General features: G+C 63.6%; 14 protein-coding genes. 9 read left to right on the forward strand and 5 right to left on the reverse strand.

Translation table 11 applies throughout. The features are described from left to right. The first annotated feature begins 9 nt into the window (after positions 1 to 9). From J6497_RS24630 to J6497_RS24660, 7 genes are all read left to right on the forward strand, one after another. The gene (locus tag J6497_RS24630) at positions 10 to 771 is read left to right on the forward strand and encodes a MotA/TolQ/ExbB proton channel family protein (protein ID WP_225706871.1); all 762 of its coding nucleotides are present in this window, start codon (positions 10 to 12) and stop codon (positions 769 to 771) included. Then, positions 761 to 1,432 carry a hypothetical protein gene (locus J6497_RS24635; RefSeq protein WP_225706872.1) on the forward strand — a complete coding sequence of 224 codons (672 nt, stop codon included), beginning with the start codon at positions 761 to 763 and terminating at the stop codon, positions 1,430 to 1,432. Before J6497_RS24630 ends, J6497_RS24635 begins: the two co-directional genes overlap by 11 nt. After that, positions 1,429 to 2,037 carry a hypothetical protein gene (locus tag J6497_RS24640; protein ID WP_225706873.1) on the forward strand — a complete coding sequence of 203 codons (609 nt, stop codon included), beginning with the start codon at positions 1,429 to 1,431 and terminating at the stop codon, positions 2,035 to 2,037. Before J6497_RS24635 ends, J6497_RS24640 begins: the two co-directional genes overlap by 4 nt. A 28-nt stretch (positions 2,038 to 2,065) precedes the next feature. After that, complete coding sequence (locus J6497_RS24645; RefSeq protein ID WP_376708267.1) at positions 2,066 to 3,292, forward strand: ABC transporter substrate-binding protein; 1,227 nt, start codon at positions 2,066 to 2,068, stop codon at positions 3,290 to 3,292. Positions 3,293 to 3,757: 465 nt separating this feature from the next. Continuing rightward, positions 3,758 to 4,354, forward strand: a complete 597-nt coding sequence (locus tag J6497_RS24650) for a TetR/AcrR family transcriptional regulator (RefSeq protein ID WP_225706875.1) — start codon at positions 3,758 to 3,760, stop codon at positions 4,352 to 4,354. A 123-nt stretch (positions 4,355 to 4,477) separates the two neighbouring features. After that, complete coding sequence (locus J6497_RS24655) at positions 4,478 to 5,218, forward strand: metallophosphoesterase family protein (RefSeq protein WP_225706876.1); 741 nt, start codon at positions 4,478 to 4,480, stop codon at positions 5,216 to 5,218. 5 nt (positions 5,219 to 5,223) lie between these two features. Next, the gene (locus tag J6497_RS24660) at positions 5,224 to 6,624 is read left to right on the forward strand and encodes a serine/threonine protein kinase (protein WP_225706877.1); all 1,401 of its coding nucleotides are present in this window, start codon (positions 5,224 to 5,226) and stop codon (positions 6,622 to 6,624) included. On the opposite strand, the gene rpe is transcribed toward J6497_RS24660, so the two are convergent. Beyond that, entirely contained in the window at positions 6,621 to 7,322 is a 702-nt protein-coding gene (gene rpe, locus J6497_RS24665; protein ID WP_225706878.1) for a ribulose-phosphate 3-epimerase, read from the reverse strand. The genes J6497_RS24660 and rpe overlap by 4 nt on opposite strands. Before the next feature lie 257 nt (positions 7,323 to 7,579). On the opposite strand from rpe, the gene J6497_RS24670 reads away from it, so the two are divergent. After that, the gene (locus tag J6497_RS24670) at positions 7,580 to 8,338 is read left to right on the forward strand and encodes an EF-hand domain-containing protein (protein ID WP_225706879.1); all 759 of its coding nucleotides are present in this window, start codon (positions 7,580 to 7,582) and stop codon (positions 8,336 to 8,338) included. A gap of 2 nt (positions 8,339 to 8,340) precedes the next feature. Here J6497_RS24670 and J6497_RS24675 read toward each other — a convergent pair whose 3' ends face one another. Next, on the reverse strand, positions 8,341 to 9,336 hold the full coding sequence (locus J6497_RS24675) for a P1 family peptidase (RefSeq protein WP_225706880.1): 996 nt from the start codon (positions 9,334 to 9,336) through the stop codon (positions 8,341 to 8,343). 55 nt (positions 9,337 to 9,391) lie between these two features. After that, the gene (locus J6497_RS24680) at positions 9,392 to 11,674 is read right to left on the reverse strand and encodes an MASE4 domain-containing protein (protein WP_225706885.1); all 2,283 of its coding nucleotides are present in this window, start codon (positions 11,672 to 11,674) and stop codon (positions 9,392 to 9,394) included. 505 nt (positions 11,675 to 12,179) lie between these two features. Here J6497_RS24680 and J6497_RS24685 point away from each other — a divergent pair. Then, a complete protein-coding gene (locus tag J6497_RS24685; protein WP_225706881.1) occupies positions 12,180 to 12,581 on the forward strand; it encodes a response regulator in 402 nt (133 codons plus the stop codon). Between the two features lie 995 nt (positions 12,582 to 13,576). Here the strand turns inward: J6497_RS24685 and J6497_RS24690 are convergent. Together J6497_RS24690 and J6497_RS24695 are read right to left on the reverse strand one after the other, a co-directional pair. After that, entirely contained in the window at positions 13,577 to 14,695 is a 1,119-nt protein-coding gene (locus J6497_RS24690; RefSeq protein WP_225706882.1) for a branched-chain amino acid ABC transporter substrate-binding protein, read from the reverse strand. A 159-nt stretch (positions 14,696 to 14,854) separates the two neighbouring features. Continuing rightward, the gene (locus J6497_RS24695; protein ID WP_225706883.1) at positions 14,855 to 15,589 is read right to left on the reverse strand and encodes an ABC transporter ATP-binding protein; all 735 of its coding nucleotides are present in this window, start codon (positions 15,587 to 15,589) and stop codon (positions 14,855 to 14,857) included. Positions 15,590 to 15,812 lie beyond the last annotated feature (223 nt).

Here is a 15,812-nt window from a genome sequence, read left to right on the forward strand (position 1 = left end):
CATAGCTGCATGAGTGCCACGGTTGGCGCCGAGACTGTATTGCCCGGCAAGGACACTTCTGAGCGAAGCGTCCTGTTGCTATGGATGATCTTCACAGGGCTTTCGATCTTTGCCGCCGTGCTGCTGTGGCGATACGGCTTGCTGCATCTCATGGTCACCTCGGACCGCACCTATATTTCGAGCCTGATCGCTGTTCTCTACGTCATCACCTGCTGCCATTGCTTCTGGCGGACGCGAGCGATCGCGCGCGAAGGCGAAGCCACCAGACGCTGCAGGGAGATCCTGTCCGCGCCCGGCGCCGCGAGAGGGCTGAACGAGAATGCCCGTGTCCTGCCGGGCGGGCTCGTCAGCGATCACATCCGCAGCCTAGTGAAGAAGGCCGCAGCGCAAGCCACCGGCCGCATCGATCAGACGTTGCTGCTGAGGTCGCTGGCGGACCGGCTGCGCGGCTCCAACGCCTTCGGCGCATTCGTTTCCGATACGCTGATGAAGCTCGGACTGCTCGGAACCATCATCGGCTTCATCATCATGCTGGCGCCGATCGCGACGCTCGACGCGGCCGACAAGGCCGCCATGAAGTCATCGATGGGCCTGATGAGCGACGGCATGGCGGTGGCCATGTACACAACGCTGGCCGGCCTGATCGGCTCCATCCTCGTCAGAATTCAATATTACATGCTCGATGCCGCCACCCAGCGGGTGTTTTCCGATGCCGTCATGTTGACCGAGACGCACGTCACCCCGGCCTTGGAACACCACAATGATGGATGAGTACGGCCTCTATCCGCGGGAGGAACACTTCGATCCACTGGGCGTGATGCTGTTCAAGGCGCTGCAGGTGATCGCCTTCCTGTTCTTCCTCGCGCTGCTTGCGGTTTCGCCGGAATCGAAGGAGGGCAAGATCGACTCCAAGGCCGAGTTCATCATCACGATGGACTGGCCGGACAATCACCCCGATGACCTCGATCTGTTCGTGCAGGATCCTGCCGGCAATATCGCCTGGTATCGTCGCCGCGAAGCCGGCTTCCTCACACTCGACCGCGACGATCGCGGCGGCGCCAACGATTTCATCGTCGTCAACGGCAAGAAGATCCCGTCGCCCATCCGGGAAGAGATCGTCACGGTGCGCGGCATCGTCCCCGGCGAATACACCGTCAACGTCTCGCATTTTCAGGCGACGACCGGGCAGCCGGTTGCAGTGAGCGTGAAGGTGCAGAAGCTCAACCCGACAGCCCAGGTGATCTTCGACAACAAGCTGACGCTCGATCACACCGGCGACGAAAAGACCGCGCTGCGCTTTTGGCTCGATGCCGGGGGCAAGGTGGTCGACGTCCAGCAGCGGCAGAAGTCACTGATGGAGACGTTCCGCAACGTGCGCGCAAACGGCGCGGATCTCGATCCGAAGACAGGCGTCAGGATGTCTCGCCCGTGAACAATCTCCAGTCGGTCATCCTCACGCTCTCGATCAGCTACGCGCTGATCGGCGCGCTGTTGCTGGTCATCCTGGTCTATGCGCGCTTGCCCTGGTCGGCCAAGGCGGTCGCCGTCATCGTGACAAGCGCGTTCTACATCGCGAGCTTCATGGGCGTGCGCGGCCTTTTGGGCTGGGCCAGCGTCGACAGACTGCCGGCCTCGTTCAAGCTGTTGCAGGCGCGGATCGTGGAGCCGCACTCGCTGGAAGGCGACCCGGGCTCGATCTATCTCTGGGTCGAGGCGCTCGACGACGACAACCGGCCGAGCGGCATCCCCCGAGCCTACCGCATCCCCTACAGCGACTCGCTGGCGCAGAAGACCGACAAGGCCATCACCGAGATTGCTGCCGGGCGTCCCCAGGGCGGGCGCGCCGCCGATTTCGGCACCGGCGAGGGCGGCCTGATTGCGCCGGCCAGGGAGTACATCACCCCGAGCGCAGTGATCGAGACGTCGGGCGGTGATCCTTCGACCGGCGCAGCGCTGATGGCGGCCCCTGGTCCCGGCGACGCGGTGTCATTTACCCCGCTGCTGCCGCCGCGGATGCCGCCGAAGGACGAGCAATAGGGCGGCCACGCGTGGATTGAGCAAGCCGATGGTCCATCGCACAGACAACAAAACGACCGCGTTCAGGGTAGCGCTGATTGGCGCCCTGCTGCTCAGTGGAAGCGTGCTGCACGCGCAAGGCGGCCGCTACGAACCGGGCGTGAGTGATACTGAAATCAGGATCGGCCAGACCATGCCCTATAGCGGTCCGGTTTCCGCCTTCTCCATCATCGGCAAGGTGCAAGACGCCTACTTCCGCATGATCAACGATCGGGGCGGCGTTAATGGACGCAAGATCAGGCTGATCTCTTATGACGATGCGGCGATGCCTTCGAAGACAGTTGAGCAGGTACGGAGGTTGGTCGAAGGCGACGAGGTGCTGTTCGTGTTCCAGACGTTGGGAAACGCTTCCAATATCGCCGTTCAGAAGTATCTCAACGATCGCAAGATCCCGCAGCTTTTCGTAGCCGGGCGCGCCACGCGGTTCGAGGATCCTGCCAATTTTCATTGGACGATCGGCTTCGCGCCTAATCTGCGGACGGAGATCGGCGTCTACGCGCGGTTCATTCTCGAGAACTACCCTGCCGCGAAAGTTGGCCTGCTCTATCAGAACGACGAGAGCGGGAAGGATTACTTGAGTGGCCTGAAGGAGGCCTTCGGCGCAAGAGCAAGCGAACTCCTCGTCAGTGAAGCCCCCTACGATGTCTCAGACCCGACCGTAGACTCGCAAATCGTCCGACTGAAAGCCGCCGGCGTCGACTTGTTGGTAGATATGGCGGCTCCCAAGTTCGCTGCCCAAACCATCAGAAGAATGGCCGAACTCGGTTGGACGCCTGTGCACCTGCTGGGAGTCGGCTCCTCGTCGATTGACGCCGTGCTCGTTCCTGCCGGAGTCAACCACGCGAGGGGGACGATCTCGGCGAGTTCGTTCAAGGAGACGAGTGATCCCACCTGGCGGAACGACGAGGGCATGAGGCGATGGACCGCATTCATGGACACGTATTTTCCCGGCGGTGACCGCAAGAGTATTTTCACGACCTACGGCTACAGCGCGGCCGAACTGCTGGTGGAGGTATTGAAGCGGTGCGGTGACGACCTTTCGCGCGAGAACGTCATGCGCCAGGCCACGAGTCTGCGGGATGTGAGGCTTGATCTGCTGCTGCCCGGGCTCTCCATAAACACCACCGCGAGCGACTACCGGGTCATCAAGGAGTTCCGGATGATGCGCTTCACCGGGGAGCGGTGGGAGCCGTTCGGGCCAATGGTCACCGAGTGAACGGGCGCCAGACGCTTGACGAAGCCGCTCCGCTGGCGGTGCCCCGGGGCGGCAAGACAGGATCGCGGTTGAACGAGCCGCCGGTGGTAAGCTCCAGTCACGGATTATTGAATAACAGATATTGAAATCTGTCAGTCAGACTTGCTATATCCATTTTCGGACGCCGGGTGGGGCGCCCTGTGGTTTGCAGCCGCGAAAAGTCTGATCCGGAAGACTACGAACACTGATTTCAGACTAGGTGCGAGCCACGGACTTGCCGGAGACTACGACGATGACGACCGAGATTTTGCATTTGACTGAACAGATCCAGCGCTGGCTCAATCAGCAGGTGGCCCGCCACCTGGCCGCCCAGGCGGCGAAACTGGCCCGCTAAACTGGAAATTAGGATTGTCTACGACCGGCCAGGCCGTTTCGCGATGCGCCTGACCGCCGGAAACGCCCAAGGGCTGGGGATAGGGTACACCCATGAACGAAGCAGTCGTCTTGACCCCTGAACGCATCCTGGAGGTCACCGAGGACGTCCTGCGTCGCTATGGGCTCGCCAAGGCAACCGTGGTGGACGTTGCCCGAGCGCTCGATGTGAGCCACGGCAGTGTCTACCGGCACTTCCCGAGCAAGGCTTCGCTGCGCGAAGCGGTGGCGAAGCGATGGCTCGATCGCGCCAAGGCGCCGCTGCAGGAGATCGCGGCCAGCACCGGTCCAGCGCGGGACCGGCTCGATCGCTGGCTGCGCACCTTGTTCTCGACCAAGCAGGCCCGGTTTGCCGACGATCCGGAGATGTTCCGCACTTACCTGACGCTGGCGCGCGAAGCTTGCGTTGTGGTCAAAGGGCACAAGGAATGCCTGACCGATCAGATCGCGCATATTCTGTCCGACGGCGCCAGGCAGGGTGAGTTCCAGGTCGATGATCCCAAGTCCACGGCGCGCGCAATCTTTGAGGCGACGAGCCGCCTCCATCACCCGGCCCATTCCGACGAATGGGGCGATCCGGACCTGCAGGAGCGCACCGACGCATTGCTGGCGCTGCTGTTCGGCGGGCTCGAAGCCTGTCCTAAGCGCTAGGACGCCCACTGGCATAGATTTCCGTTCGATTCTCTCGCCCCATTTGCAGGCGCTGCCTGCCCGTATTTGATATCCATCAAAACCGATGTGGTTGAGCCCGGCAGGATTGGCTGGGAGGATGATGTGCGGCTCGCGCTGTTGACGGATATCCACGGCAATCGGCAGGCGTTTGGCGCCTGCCTCGAAGCTGCGCGTGCGCAGGGTGCGGAAAAATTCATCCTTCTCGGCGATTTCGTCGGCTATGGCGCCGACCCCGAATGGACCGTGGACAGCGTCATGGCGCTGGTCGAGGACGGCGCGGTCGCTGTGCGCGGCAACCATGACAGCGCTATCGGCATCGACAGCGACGCGATGAACGCCGAGGCCCAGGCCGTGATCGAGTGGACCCGCGGCCGGCTCAGTTCGGCGCAGCGGCGCTTCCTCTCCGAACTGCCCCTGATGCAGCAGGAGGACGACCGCCTCTATGTTCATTCCGAGGCGTCCAACCCGACCAGGTGGCGTTACGTGCGCGACGCTTCCGATGCCGCGCGCAGCATGATGGCTGTGGACGCTCCAATCACCTTTTGCGGCCATATCCACCGTCCCACGCTCTACTCGATGTCGTCGACGGCGAAGATGACGAGCTTTGTGCCGACCACTGGTGTACCTGTGCAGCTCCTGGTCGGCCGGCGCTGGCTTGCGGTGCTCGGCGCCGTCGGCCAGCCCCGCGACGGCATTCCAGCAGCCGCTTTTGCCATGTTCGACACCGAGAGGCGCGAGATCACCTATTGTCGCGCTCCCTATGATATCGAGGCGGCAGCCGCGCGGATCCACGAGAACGGCCTGCCAGGCTGGCTTGCAGACCGCCTGTTCGTCGGCCGATAGCGCAAATGACGAAAGATTTCATGCAGCCCGGCGCGGTGATCGATGGCTTCACCATCGGCGAGTGCGTGCATCGCGGCGGCATGGCGACGCTGTGGAGTGTCACCCATCCCGGCATCAACATGCCGCTGCTGATGAAGGTGCCGCGGGTCTCGGAAGGCGAGGATCCCGCCGCGATCGTCAGCTTCGAGATGGAGCAGATGATCCTGCCGCGATTGTCGGGGCCGCATGTGCCGGCCTGCTTCGGCACCGGCGATTTCGCGCGCCAGGCCTACGTCGTGATGGAGTGCATCCCGGGCCAGACGCTGTACAAGCGGATCGACGATCTGCCCGTTAGCTACGAGGAGGCGAGGGCGCTTGGGATCAGGATCGCCGCTGCGCTGGCGGCGCTGCATCGGCAGAGCGTCATCCATCACGACATCAAGCCGAGCAGCATCATGTTCCGCGAGAGCGGCGAAGCGGTGCTGATCGATTTTGGCCTGTCGCATCACGACCAACTGCCTGATCTGCTGCAGGAAGAATTCCGCCTGCCTTACGGTACCGCGCCCTATATGGCGCCGGAGCGCCTGCTTGGGGTGCGCGACGATCCGCGCAGCGATTTGTTTTCGCTCGGTGTGCTCCTGTATTTCTTCACCACGGGGGTGCGGCCGTTCGGCGAGAGCGAAACGCTGCGCAGCATGCGCCGGCGGCTGTGGCGCGATCCCTATCCGCCGCGCAAGCTGAGGGGCGATTATCCGCCCTGGCTGCAGGAAGTCGTCCTGCGATGCCTGGAGATCGAGCCCCCCTGGCGCTATCCGACCGCCTCGCAGCTTGCCTTCGATCTCGGCAACCCCGACCAGGTCAAGCTGACGGCGCGCGCGGAACGGCGCGAGCGCGATCCGTTCGCGACGGTGATGCGTCGCCGCTTCAACCGCGGGGCGTGGCAGCCAAAGCCGAAGTCCGATGTTGCCGTGCAACTGGCGTCGAGCCCGATCCTTGTGGTTGCGATCGATACGACGGAGACGTCGGGCCCGTTGAACGAGGCTTTGCGCGTCACCACGGCGCGGATTCTCGCAACCCTGCCGCAGGCGCGGCTCGCATGCGTCAATGTGCTCAAGCTTGGGCTCGTCACCATCGACCGGACGCTCGATGAGAAGGGCAGCAACAAGCATGTCGATCGCTTGGTCACGCTGCGGCACTGGGCGTCCTCGCTCAAGCTCGACGAGAACCGGCTGTCGGTGCATGTGCTGGAGGCGATCGATCCTGCAGCGGCCATCCTGGAATTCGCGGAAGCCAACCAGGTCGATCACATCGTGATCGGCGCGCGGCGGGATTCCATGCTGCGGACGCTGCTCGGCAGCGTCTCGGCGAAGGTGGCGGCGGAGGCGCCGTGCACGGTTACCGTGGTGCGACCGCCACGACCAAGCTAGATCGCTTCGCCGCGTGCCAGCGCCGCTGCGTTGCGGATCGCGGAGATGTTGGCCTTGTATGCTTCCATCGTGCCGCCCTTGAACACGGCGGAGCCGGCGACGAACGCATTGGCGCCGGCGGCGGCCAGTTCTCCCGACACATCGGGCGCGACACCGCCATCGACCTCGATGTCGATCGGCCGGCCGGCCGTCATCGCCCTGATGTCGCTGATCTTACCGAGCGACGAGCGGATGAAGGCCTGGCCGCCAAATCCCGGATTGACCGACATCACCAGCACAAGGTCGATCAGGTCGAGCACATGCTCGATCGCGCTCACGGGCGTTGCCGGATTGATCGAGACGCCCGCCTTCTTGCCGAGCCCGCGGATCGCCTGCAGCGAACGATGCAAATGCGGGCCGGCCTCCGCGTGCACCGTGATGTGATCGCAGCCGGCCTTCGCGAACGCCTCGAGATAGGGATCGCAGGGCGCGATCATCAGATGCGCGTCGAAGATCTTCTTGGTGTGCGGGCGCATCGCCTTGATGACGTCAGGGCCATAGGAAATGTTCGGCACGAAATGCCCGTCCATCACGTCGAGATGGATCCAGTCGGCACCGGCCTGGTCGACGGCGCGGACTTCTTCGCCGAGTTTGGAGAAATCCGAGGCCAGGATCGACGGCGCGATCACCAGCGGACGTGGCGTGAAGGGCTGGGACATGGACGCTCTCCCAAGGCATCTCTGTAGCGAACGGGATGGTTCCGCCTAACATGCATGCAGATGCCGAGCAATGCACAGGAGGGAAGTCGTGGGCAGGAAAAAACTGCCGCGGCGGCAGCAATTGCCGGCTTCCGCGAAGCGGTTTGTGCGCACGAAATGCCGATTTTGAAGGGCTTTTCGCGATGGCACGGCGCTTGCTCGTTAACCTTGCAGGTGTTGGGCCGCCGCTTCAGGCGGCATTGTCGGAGTTCCCTCTCATGCTGTTCGCTCTTGGCGCTGCCTCGTCGGCCATCGATCTCCTGAAGTCGCTGACGTCGTCGAAGACGTCGCAGGCGAAGCCCACCGGCCTGACCCAGGACGCCGCCAGCATCTTCGATATTTCCGGCGCGACGACAGCCCCGACAAGCGGGGCCCCGGATCCCGGATCGGCCGGCAGCGGCGCTGCGCCGATCGCGCCGGGGACGATGAGTGCGCTGCTCGATGCGCAGAGCCAGACCTCGACCGGCAGTGCCGCGTCGACCATGAGTCCGTCGGATGCGCTGAAGGATCTGTTCGGCCAGATCGATGGCGACGGCGACGGCAACATCACGAAATCCGAATTCGAGGATGCGCTCGGCGCCGGCGGGACCAATCTGGCGCAGGCCGATGACGTGTTCTCCAAGCTCGACAAGGATGGCGACGGTAACGTCACGCTCGACGAGATGTCCTCGGCTCTGAAGGGGGCATCCGGCCATGGCTCCCACGTTCATCATCACGCCGGCGGCGGTGGAGGCGATACTGATGGGCTGATGCAGGCGCTCGACGACGGCGCTAAGACGTCGGTCACCAATAGCGATGGATCGGTCACGACGACGACCACCTATGCCGACGGATCGAAGGTGACGGCGACCTCGGCCGCAAGCGCGTCGTCGGCCGGGGCTGCGACCTCGTCCTACAATTTCATCGATCAGTTGGTGCAACGTCAGGCCAACGCAATCTCGGCGCAGACCAGCGCATCGCTCTCGGTCAGCGCGTAGAATCATCCGAAGCGGTCCTGCCAGCTCGGCAGCGCGCCGGGGAAGGGCAGCGCGGTCGCCGCATAGACGCCGCGCGCGATCGCGCGGGAGACCGTGTTGGCGGCGTGCATGCCGAGTTCGGTGAGACCGAACAGCGGATCGATCGGCTTCTCGCCGGTCGCCGCGGCAAACACCACGTCACCGTCGAGTGGCGCGTGCACCGGATAGATCGCCCGCGCCATGCCGGTCTGCGCGATCATCGCCAGCCGCTTCGCCTGTGACTTCGTCAGCGCGGCATCGGTCACAACCACGACCAGCGTGGTGTTCTCGCCGGATGTCGCCACTGGGCCACCCTTCAGCCGCGCTTTCAGCATGTCCGCCGTGAATGTTGCAGGCAGGCCGCGTCCGCCAAATTCGCCGCTAACCTCGAACGGCGCAGCCCAGAACCAGGGGCCATCGCCGATCGTGACGGCGCCGACCGCATTGACGACCGCAAGTGCGGCCACCGTGACGCCGTTATCGGTTTGCACTGATGCTGAACCCAGTCCGCCCTTCAGGCTGGGCGTGGTCGCGCCCATGCCCGCGCCGACGCTGCCGAGCCGGAAATCGCTGCCGGCCGCAGTCGCCGCCGCATAGGCGAGGTCGCGATACGGCGGGAAACGTCCCCACGCCTTGTTGCCGCCATTCAAGAGATCGAAGCAGATTGCGCCGGGCACGATCGGGATCACGGCCTCGCGGATGCGCAGACCGCGGCCTTGCTCGGCCAGCCAGGCCTGCACGCCGCCGGCCGCATCGAGGCCGAGCGCCGAGCCGCCGGACAGCGCGATCGCGTCGATCGCGTCGACGGTATTGTGCGGCTGCAGCAGCGCGTCATCGCGCGTGCCCGGGCCGCCGCCGCGCACGTCGATCGACGCCACGGCAGGCTTGTCGAAGATGATTGCGGTGACGCCGGAGGCGATCGAGGCGTCGTCGGCATGGCCGACGCGGACGCCTGCGATGTCGGTGAGAAGATTTTTCAAAGCGCGCGTCCCTCCTGTTGTCCTACTGATCGATACAGCAGCCAAGCACGATGCATCAACCGCCAAGCGCGAGCCGGATCATCTTGGCAAGCTCCGACTTGCGATAGGGTTTCGCCAGCAGCAGCACGCCGGAATCAAGCCGCCCGTGATGGACGATCGCGTTCTCGGTATAGCCTGACGTGTACAGCGTCTTGAGCCCGGGCCGCCGCTTCAGCGCCTCGTCGACGAGCTGACGTCCGTTCATGGCGCCGGGCATGATGACGTCGGTGAAGAGGAGGTCGATCGGCGCGCCGGTATCGATGATCTTGAGCGCCTCGGCAGCGTTGGCCGCCTCAAGGGTCGAGTAGCCAAGGCTTGTGATCTGGGTGACGACATATTTGCGCACGAGCGCGTCGTCCTCGACCACCAGGATGACCTCGTGCCCGCCCCGGACATTGACGGCCTGCTGCGCTTCCGCGACGGTCTGGGCGAGGCCGGTCGCGTGCGGCAGATACATCTTGACCGAGGTGCCGTGGCGTTCCTCGCTGTAGATCTTGATATGCCCGCCCGACTGCTTGACGAAGCCGAACACCATTGAAAGCCCGAGCCCAGTGCCCTTGCCGACCTCCTTGGTGGTGAAGAACGGGTCAAACACTTTTTCCAACAGATCGGCGGGAATGCCGGTTCCGGTGTCGCTGACGGCGACCATGACGTAATGGCCGGCCACGACCTCGCTGTGCATGCTGGCATAGCCCTCGTCGAGATAGACGTTACGGCTTTCGAGCGCCAGCTTGCCGCCGCGGGGCATGGCATCGCGCGCGTTCAGCGCGAGATTGAGGATCGCCGTCGTGAGCTGGTTCGGATCGACCATCGCCATCCAGGCGTCTTCGGCGAGCATTGGCGTGATCTCGATATGCTCGCCGAGCGTCGGGCGCAGCAGCCTCGCCGCCTCCAGGATCAGCGCGTTGATGTCGACCTCGAGCGGCTGCAGCGGCTGCTTGCGAGCGAAGGCGAGCAGGTGCTTGGTCAGGTTGGCGCCGCGCTCGGCAGCTTCGTCAATCAGCCGGGCGATTGTGACGAGGTCGGGCCGATCGGAGACCGCTTCTTCCAGGATGCCGATGGTGCCGGTGATGACGGTCAGGATGTTGTTGAAGTCATGGGCGACGCCGCCGGTGAGCTGGCCGACCGCGTCCATCTTCTGCACTTGCCGGATCTGCGCTTCGGCGGCCTGCTTCTCGGTGAGGTCGCGGCCGATGAAGAAATAGCGCTTGACCGGCTCCGAATAGGTTGCGGACCAGTTGAGCGACACCACCTCGCCGTCCTTGCGGATGAAGCGGGTTTCGAAACTGCGTTTGCTCTGGCCGTGCCGCGCAGCACGCATCTCGTTGCGGGCAGTCTCCAGATCGTCTGGATGGATGAACTCGACCGCGGGACGTCCGACCATCTCGGCAGGATCGTAGCCTATAATGGCTTTGGCGCTCGGACTGACCTGCACGAATTTGCCCTGCTTATCGGTCACCGACAGGAAATCCTGCGAGGTCTCGAAGATGCGCTGCCGCTCTTCGAGCTCCTGGCTGAGCGCCTTCTGCGTCTGCTCGCGTTCGGTGGCCGCCTGGCGGCGGACCACGCGGAGGAGCCGCGACATTTCCGCCTGCAGCGCGACATTGTCGATCAACAGCACCGCGAGCACGAAACTGGCGGCGCATAGTCCGTAGATGCGCCCGGCATAGAAACCGAGATCGAATCTGGCCACGTTGAGCATGGCCGACAGGGCGATGTCGAACAGCCAGGCACACAACACGACCATGAGCCACACGTCGATGACGGAATGCGGTCTGCGGAACCACAGCACGCCAAGCGCGGCGGCACAGAACAACAGCACCGTCGAGACCACGCCGATCATGACCGGCGTGTAGTGTCCGCCGCTCAGGAGGACGGGGAGGCGGTCGTGCTGGGCGGTGACGACCCAGGCGAACACCGCCATCGCGACGATGACCACGGCAACGCTGCCGATGATCGCCGACGTCGTCGAGCCGCGGATCCTGGCGCCGTCGTCGCCTTTCAAAAGCGCATAGCCGAGGACCATCAGCGGGAAAAAGCCGTGCCAGACCATGAAGAGCCAGACCGTGGTCTGCGAACCGGCTCCGAACAGGCCCGTCGGCGCGAACAGGCCTGGAAAGGTCAACGCATGGGTGATCGCGGCCGCGGCGGTGAAGAGATAGCCGCTCGCGAGCAGCAGCATCGCGCGCCACCGCAGGATGGCGAACTGCGAGAACAGCAGCACCGCGGTGATGAGATCATTGATCGCCAGCGCGGACTGGTAGCTTGCCACGAAGGCCGGCACCGGCGTCAGCGGCATTCCGGCAAATGGTACCGCGATCGCGAACAGCACGGCCGAGACGACGACCACCGCCAGCGCCGCGTTGCGGTCGCCCCGCGAGGCCGGCTTGGTCGAAAGGAAGAAGCTGCGGTCGTTGCCCACTCATGGTCTCCTGGAACCGGTATCGAACGCAAGACAGGGGATCACGTCAAACCTGCGCGCAGGCTGTCCACACAAAGCCGAATATCCGGCCGGTCCGTCGGTATCGGCGAGAGGAAGCTGTCTCCGCTGGTCCGCGGGAGGTAGAATTCAAAGCCCGATAAACTCGCTATGCGCCGCTTTGGCGCGACAAAATCAATAATCGCCAAGAATAGGATCCAAGAATCAACCCAAGGTTATCTGCTACCGGCAGGGAATTGAACCGGCGGACTGTATCCAGCTGAGGTAACCACCTCTTTACTGACAGGGCAGATAATTCGCCTGATTACCCTACTGCATTGCGCTTTCCACGATAGGCTTCCCGCAGCCGGTCTGGGGGTTTTTCATGGCTCGTGTTCTCGTTGTCGACGATCAATCCGACGTGCGCGCGATGATCGCGATTGTGCTGCGCGTCAACCGGTTCGAGATCGTCGAGGCGGCGTCCGCCGCGGAGGGGATCAAGGCGTTCGACGCGGCCAAGGAAGGGACGAAATTCGATCTCGCGATCGTCGACATCTTCCTGCAGGGCAAGAGCGGTCTCGACGTCATGACGACGATGCGTGCCCGCCAGCCGGATTTTCCCATCGTCGCGATCTCCGGCATGACGGCGCTGGACTTCGTGGCCGAAGCGCCCGATCTATCGAACGTCGTTTGTCTGCAGAAGCCGTTTCGTCCGAACGATCTGATGCGCGCCATCGAGAACGCGCGGCAGGCAGTAGCTCCCGTTGCGGCGCGCGCGGCGGTCTGAGCGGGCGGCTCTCTTCATTGTCATTGCGAGCGAAGCGAAGCAATCCATACTGCCACTTGCGGAGGCATGGATTGCTTCGCTTCGCTCGCAATGACGGGTGGAGAGTTCTGATTCAAAATGTCAAATAGCGACTTGTAGGATGGGTAGAGCGAAGCGAAACCCATCAGCTTCGTGAGAAGCCGCGCGAATGATGGGTTTCGCTTCGCTCTACCCATCCTACGTCTCCTTCGAACAGCGGATGCGAGTCCGCGTTCTCGCGGCGTATTCCGCCCGAGCTTTGCATCACTTTTCACCCTCTCATCGTATAGAGGGCGCAGGGAAAGCCGGGTGCCGGTTGCACCCGTGGGCCCCGTGCAACAAAAAGCACGGGGGTAGGACCACAGGTCAACCGGAGCAACACCGGCTTTCCCTGCGCAGTGGTTTACGGCTTACTTCGTGCTCTTCCCGGTGACCGGGCTTTCTTGCCACCGTCATCCGCGGCAGCTCTTGCTGCTCGCGCACTTAGCGCCAGCGTCGGGGCGCCAGAACCACACGACTTCGCCGTCCGCTGATGCCACGCTCGTCAGTCGCGACACCCGCGTCCACCGCATCCCACCGCAACGTTCGTGACGATCGCGAGCCGCCCCTCATCTGCCGTGAGACGCGCGGAGTTAAATCACTGATTTGCCCGACGACGGAAGCGGAATGTTTTTCGTGAGAAGGATGGACAGACTTTTGGTGATTTGCCCGTCGGGTTGATTTGTCGCACCCAAAGCATCCACATCGTCATTGCGAGCCACCGGGTCGGCGCGTAGCGCCGCCCGATGACAGGCTCCGCGAAGCAAATCCATAGCGCCGCAGTGGAAGAATGGATTGCTTCGCTGCGCTCGCAATGACGGGGCTGACATTCCGGGGCATCGCGAAGCGATGAGCTCGGAATCCATTTCTCTACCTGCGCTTGTGGCCCGGTGGATTCCGGGCTCGCGCTGCGCGCGCCCCGGAATGACGGGTGTGGGTTACGATCCCTTCGGATTGACTTCGGTGTAGTTGCCTTTGGCGTCCCACTTGTAGACGACGTAGTCGATCGCCTTGATGTCGCCCTTGGCATCGAACGCCATCTTGCCGAGCACGGTGTCCCACTCGCCGGCCTTGATCGCGTCCATCACCTTTTTCGGATCGGTCGAGCCGACCTTGGCGGCTGCTTGCGACCACACCTGCATCGCGGCGTAGGTGTAGAGCGTGTAGCCTTCGGGATCGATGTTCTTGGCCTTGAACTTCTCGACGATAGCCTTCGCGGTCGGCTTGTTGCGGGGATCGGGACCGAAGGTGAACAGCGTGCCCTCGGCGGCGGGGCCGGTGATCGTGGCGAACTCCTTGTCGTTCAAGGCGTCGCCCGCCATCAGCACCGTCTGCAGGCCCTGGTCGCGCATCTGGCGCAGGATCAGGCCGGATTCTTGATGGTAGCCGCCGACATAGACGAGGTCGATATTGTCGCGCTTCAACCGCGAGACGATGGAGTTAAAATCCTTGTCGCCCTTGTTGTAGGACTCGAACATCTTCTCCTGGAAGCCGGCCTTGTTCAGCGCCTTCTTGGTCTCGTCCGCCAGGCCTTTGCCGTAGGTGGTCTTGTCGTTCAGGATCGCGACGTTCTTGCCCTTGAAATATTTGATGATGTATTCGGCGGCGACCAGGCCCTGCTGGTCGTCACGGCCGCAGACGCGCGCCACGTTCCAGAGCTTGCGCTCGGTGAACAGCGGGTTCGTCGAAGCCGGCGTGATCTGCAGCGTATTGCCGTCGGCATAGGCCTCGGAGGCCGGGATCGACGACGACGAGCAGAAATGACCGGCGACGAAGGGGATCCGCGCGCCGGAAAGCTTCTCGGCGATCGAGCGCGCCTGCTTGGGATCGCAGGCGTCGTCGCCGACCTCGAGCTTGAGCTTCTTGCCGAGCACGCCCCCCGCGGCATTGAGATCGGCGACCGCCTGTTCGGCGCCGTTCTTCATCTGCCGGCCGAAAGCGGATTCGGAGCCCGTCATCGGGCCTGCCACTGCGATGGTGATGTCCTGCGCGAATGCGCTTGCCGACAGTGCCAACGATGCGCCTAATGCCAGGCCGATGAGCTTGAGTGATTTCATGTGCAGTCCCCGTGGTCATCGCTTTGAGGGATGCACCCGGCGGCCCCGGATGCGAAACCGAAGGCATTGTCGACCGAATTTGCCGTCAAGTCATCGGCAATTTTCAGGCAAATGCACGGTCCTTTCGCAGCATCTTGCCGCAGGTTCATACCGGGCAGGTCAGCCCCGCCGTCCGCCTTCCAGATAGGCAGCGCGGATCTCCGGCCGCTGCAACAACTCACTGCCGGTTCCAGCCAGCGTGATCAGGCCGTTGACCATGACGTAGCCGCGATGGGCGAGTTTCAGCGCGTGGTTGGCGTTCTGCTCGACGATCAGGACGGTCAGGCCATCCTGACGGTTCAAGGTGCGGATCGCGTCGAAGATCTGGCGCACGATCAGTGGCGCGAGGCCGAGCGAAGGCTCGTCGAGCATCAACAGGCGCGGCCGGCTCATCAGTGCGCGGCCGATCGCCAGCATCTGCTGCTCGCCGCCGGAGAGCGTGCCGCCACGCTGGTTGATGCGTTCCTTGAGCCGGGGGAACAGCGTGAACACGCGTTCCAGCACGGCCGCGCGTTCCGCCTCGCTGCACCCGGTTGCGTCGGCGCCCATTTGCAGGTTTTCGGCGACGCTCATGCGCGGAAATATCCGCCGTCCCTCCGGCGACTGTGCGATCCGCAGGCGCGCGATCTGATGCGTCGGCACGCCGGTGATGTCAGAGCCGTCGAACTCGATCGCGCCGGCGCGGGCACGCGGCTTGCCGAAGATCGTCATCATCAGCGTCGACTTGCCGGCGCCGTTGGCGCCGATCAGCGCGACGATCTCGCCAGCGTTGATCTGGAGATCGACGCCCTTCAGCGCCTCGATCTTGCCGTATGCGGCGCGCAAGCCCCGGATCGCGAGCAGGGGAGAGGTCATGACCCGCTCCGTTCCTTGCCCGGTGCTCCGCCGTCAGATCTCCCTCGCCCTGGAAGGGGGAGGATGAGGTGGGGGTCAGCCCCGGGCACAGGCGCGCGTGGAGAGAGTTGATCCCCACCCGGTTTGCGCTGTCGCGCAAACCGACCTCCCCTTTTCAAGGGGAGGTGGGGGGAGACTACTTCTTGCGCGTGACGACGATGACGGTGGATGCGGCTCTTCTCCT

The organism is Bradyrhizobium cenepequi, assembly GCF_020329485.1.
Classification (GTDB): Bacteria; Pseudomonadota; Alphaproteobacteria; order Rhizobiales; family Xanthobacteraceae; genus Bradyrhizobium; species Bradyrhizobium cenepequi.

Bases quoted from the DNA above. Each gene is read 5' to 3' on its own strand.
- J6497_RS24630 (WP_225706871.1), top strand. From the start codon at position 10: ATGAGTGCCACGGTTGGCGCCGAGACTGTATTGCCCGGCAAGGACACT.
- J6497_RS24635 (WP_225706872.1), top strand. From the start codon at position 761: ATGATGGATGAGTACGGCCTCTATCCGCGGGAGGAACACTTCGATCCA.
- J6497_RS24645 (WP_376708267.1), top strand. From the start codon at position 2,066: ATGGTCCATCGCACAGACAACAAAACGACCGCGTTCAGGGTAGCGCTG.
- J6497_RS24650 (WP_225706875.1), top strand. From the start codon at position 3,758: ATGAACGAAGCAGTCGTCTTGACCCCTGAACGCATCCTGGAGGTCACC.
- J6497_RS24660 (WP_225706877.1), top strand. From the start codon at position 5,224: ATGACGAAAGATTTCATGCAGCCCGGCGCGGTGATCGATGGCTTCACC.
- rpe (WP_225706878.1), bottom strand. From the start codon at position 7,322: ATGTCCCAGCCCTTCACGCCACGTCCGCTGGTGATCGCGCCGTCGATC.
- J6497_RS24670 (WP_225706879.1), top strand. From the start codon at position 7,580: ATGCTGTTCGCTCTTGGCGCTGCCTCGTCGGCCATCGATCTCCTGAAG.
- J6497_RS24680 (WP_225706885.1), bottom strand. From the start codon at position 11,674: ATGCCGCTGACGCCGGTGCCGGCCTTCGTGGCAAGCTACCAGTCCGCG.
- J6497_RS24685 (WP_225706881.1), top strand. From the start codon at position 12,180: ATGGCTCGTGTTCTCGTTGTCGACGATCAATCCGACGTGCGCGCGATG.
- J6497_RS24690 (WP_225706882.1), bottom strand. From the start codon at position 14,695: ATGAAATCACTCAAGCTCATCGGCCTGGCATTAGGCGCATCGTTGGCA.
- J6497_RS24695 (WP_225706883.1), bottom strand. From the start codon at position 15,589: ATGACCTCTCCCCTGCTCGCGATCCGGGGCTTGCGCGCCGCATACGGC.